Origin of the sequence: Umezakia ovalisporum Ak1311, assembly GCF_029891685.1 — a bacterium.
GTDB lineage: Bacteria > Cyanobacteriota > Cyanobacteriia > Cyanobacteriales > Nostocaceae > Umezakia > Umezakia ovalisporum.
The window spans coordinates 1-3,276 of sequence record NZ_JANQDJ010000060.1; the positions used below are offsets into that span (position 1 = coordinate 1).

Annotated in this window: 3 protein-coding genes; 1 reads left to right on the plus strand and 2 read right to left on the minus strand. The window is 41.3% G+C overall.

The window, feature by feature from the left end; genetic code table 11:
* Positions 1 to 418 precede the first annotated feature (418 nt).
* Positions 419 to 1,423 carry a ribonuclease T2 family protein gene (locus NWP25_RS11125; protein ID WP_280699398.1) on the plus strand — a complete coding sequence of 335 codons (1,005 nt, stop codon included), beginning with the start codon at positions 419 to 421 and terminating at the stop codon, positions 1,421 to 1,423.
* A gap of 430 nt (positions 1,424 to 1,853) precedes the next feature.
* Here NWP25_RS11125 and NWP25_RS11130 read toward each other — a convergent pair whose 3' ends face one another.
* Positions 1,854 to 2,309 carry a cupin domain-containing protein gene (locus NWP25_RS11130; protein WP_280652740.1) on the minus strand — a complete coding sequence of 152 codons (456 nt, stop codon included), beginning with the start codon at positions 2,307 to 2,309 and terminating at the stop codon, positions 1,854 to 1,856.
* Between the two features lie 38 nt (positions 2,310 to 2,347).
* Entirely contained in the window at positions 2,348 to 3,130 is a 783-nt protein-coding gene (locus tag NWP25_RS11135) for a cysteine hydrolase family protein (protein WP_280652739.1), read from the minus strand.
* Positions 3,131 to 3,276 lie beyond the last annotated feature (146 nt).

Consider the following 3,276-nt stretch of genomic DNA (forward strand, 5'->3'; position numbering starts at 1 on the left):
GTTCAACAAGTTGAAAAATTAGGTTGAAAACCAAGAACAACCAAAAAATTGATTCCCTTCTCTCAATTTTATATTGGTCGCAATTCATCATCCCGTTAAGTCTGACCACTGTAACGTGAGTCCTCTTGCTCCATTAAGATAGGCTCCTTAGTCCCGGGCGCGAAACTTCTAGTTATTGGAGGTCCATGATTTATTTATGTAGCACCTGCCAAAGCAAAATATTATTAAGTAAATTTAATAATATTTTTAAGTTATTAATTTTATATTAATTTAAGTAGTAATCCTGAGAAGCATCTGCGTGCTTGATTTATAATCAAGCCAATTTGAGCCACAAACTTTCCAAATACAGTACTTGACTACATCAGGAAAAGCTGGACTGCTCAAAGCTGGGTGGAAGTAAAATTTTCAGGAGTATATTATGCTGCGATCGCTCAAAAAAATGCTGGCTTTGGTTATGGTATTGGTATTGTCTTCCATACTGTTGCCTAACCCTGCCCTAGCTTTTGTTTCCTATCAAGGTCAATTCACTGCTACAAGGGCTTGCGAAGCGCTAAGCTCAATCAAAAAAGGTACAAACCCGGATAATGTCACATTGACACCAGGGCAAATTTATCAAATAGCTGGAAAAAATAAAGATAATGCGTCCCACTACCTTGTAGAAATTGCTGGTGTTATTCCGTCAAAGCGTTGGGTTGCTTCTAATTGTGTGGGTGCTGTTGATTCGAGTGGGGACAGAACTGATGTAGGGGTTTCTGTTGTTACGGTCCCTACAGGAGATGACTACTTATTAGCACTGAGTTGGCAACCTGCTTTCTGCGAGGGTAAACCGGATAAGACTGAGTGTCAAATTCTAGCTGCAAATCCAGAGCGATTTGAAGCTAAACATTTCGTTTTACACGGTCTGTGGCCCCAACCCAAATCCAATGTTTACTGTAATGTCAGTGGGGGTGATATTACTTATGATAAACAGAAATTTTGGGCAAAACTACCTGCTGTGGAAAAGGAGCTTGGGCCTGAGACTTGGGAACGACTACAAGCAGTAATGCCGGGTACTCAATCGAATCTGCATCGGCATGAGTGGATTAAACATGGTACTTGTTACCCAGGTTCACCAGAAGAATATTTTGTTGAGTCAATGGCTCTACTTGATGCTTTTAACAAATCGCCAGTACAAGCACTAATTGCTAGTAATATTGGTAAACAAGTTGCTATCAAAGAAATTGATGAGGCTTTGTCTGATTTTGGCTCTGATGCTGGGGAGAAGGTGGAAGTAAAATGTTCTAATTCTCTGTTGGGTGAACTTTGGGTTAACCTGAAAGGGGATATTACACCAACTAGCTTTGTAACCGGTCTGCTTACCAATAGCCCAAAGGCTAATAGTGAAGAATATACTTTTTGTTTGATTGACGATGCACGTGATTAATTGGTTTTTTTTAAGTACCCTAGGGATGATTTTGCATGGAGTTCTAACTTACTACATAAGTTTTGTGATTCTTTGGTACTTTTTATGGAGAACCCAGTTCAAAATCATTGAAAGTCTTATTGTGTCGGCATTTCACTGAAAATATTGGGCATAATTGTTTATAACCTTACCCTTAAGGGTTTTGTTGTTATCAATCCTCCATTACCATAAAATCTACGCAAGAACCAGTTTTGTTTACTCTAACAAGTTTTGGCTCTTCACAAGCTATTAGGTTACTACTCAAGGCTGAGGGCTGGGGAAATGGCTATGATTGGAAGTCCTCCTGTATGGTGGCTAAAGTTAATACATCCCATTAAACACAGAACTTGGCCCCAGCCTTTCCCTTTGGTGAGGAGAGGGGCTGGGGTGTAAACTGCAAGATTCAGTTTTTTTAACAAGGGATCAACACTTCTTGTCTGCCTAATACTGCTATGTCTTCTGCATCTAACTCTACAGGAGTACCACTGCGAATTAATTCAGAAAAATCTTCATTGGGAACCATGACTGTTAAGGTGTACAAGCGAGTATTGCCCGTGTTTTTAATCATATGAGTTCCTGTGGGTGGTACTAACAAACTATCTCCGGCTTTAATGGGGACAGTTTTACCATCACATATGGCGATGGCTTCTCCTTTGAGGACAAAAAACATTTCCACTGCCGATTGATGGCGATTTGGTGGTGTTTGCCCACCGACATCAAAAATTTCTACGCAGCAAGTTAAGGAAGTATTAGCATTGATGGAGTCAAAAATAATCCCTAGCCGATTTGTATCCTGTGGACTGATGCGATATGTTTGATAGTCTTTGGGAGACTTGATGATAGGAATTACACATTTAGTGGCGTGCATTTATTCATCCCTTTTTAACTGATAATGGCAAATGCTCTCTACTTAGAATTCACTGAAGGCAGTGCTTTGAAAATTGCTTGTGAGTCGGTGACAAAACCGAAACATTGCTTGATGTTGTACAATGTTGCTAACCAACAATACTCAGGAGAAGTGGTTGCTGTGCAATCTTTGACTAAAATGCAGTCGTATCCTAGGAAGTTGGCATCACATAGGGTGGTCATTACGCATTGATCAGCATTGATACCCCCAAATAATAGTGTCGTTGTTCCTAAGTTCCGCAGGATACTATCTAAGGGTGTATCCCAAAACCCACTCATCCGGTATTTATCTACGCGAATATCCACTGGTAGCTGTTCGAGTTCATCTACTACCGCAGCTCCCCAACTACCTGCGGTGAGTACTTTGGCGCTGTTACTGGGGAGAGGATGGCCTAATCCTATTCCTTCTCCCGTTGGGTTGTAGACGTGAAGTAAAGCAGCACTGACATTCAGTAAGTCTGGGCGATTTCCCCAGTTGACCCAAATTACGGGTACACCCACTGCGCGCAGTTGTGGAAGTAAATTCTTTAAGGGTTCGATGGGTGTACGCGCTGGTGTTACATCTACACCGATATGAGCTAACCACCCGTGGGGATGACAGAAGTCGTTTTGCATATCGATGGTGAGGATGGCGGTCTTTGCTAAGTCTAGGTGCAGAGTTTTTGTTTCTGTTGATAAGATAACGGGTTGTGGGGTCTTTTGAGGACGAGTAATATCCGCTATAGTCTGATTTACGGTCCACGCATTTGGTGCAATTCCCAATGTCCTACTGGGTAAATTCATAAATGACGCCTAATGTGAATTAGGAAAAAGGCGGGAGAAGTAAGAAGATGAAAGTTACCAGCTTTTCAAATCAGACTTCCCCCATGAATAGCATAGACCTAGGAACGTTAATTACAACAATCTTTGTACTGGTAGATGATTGGTGC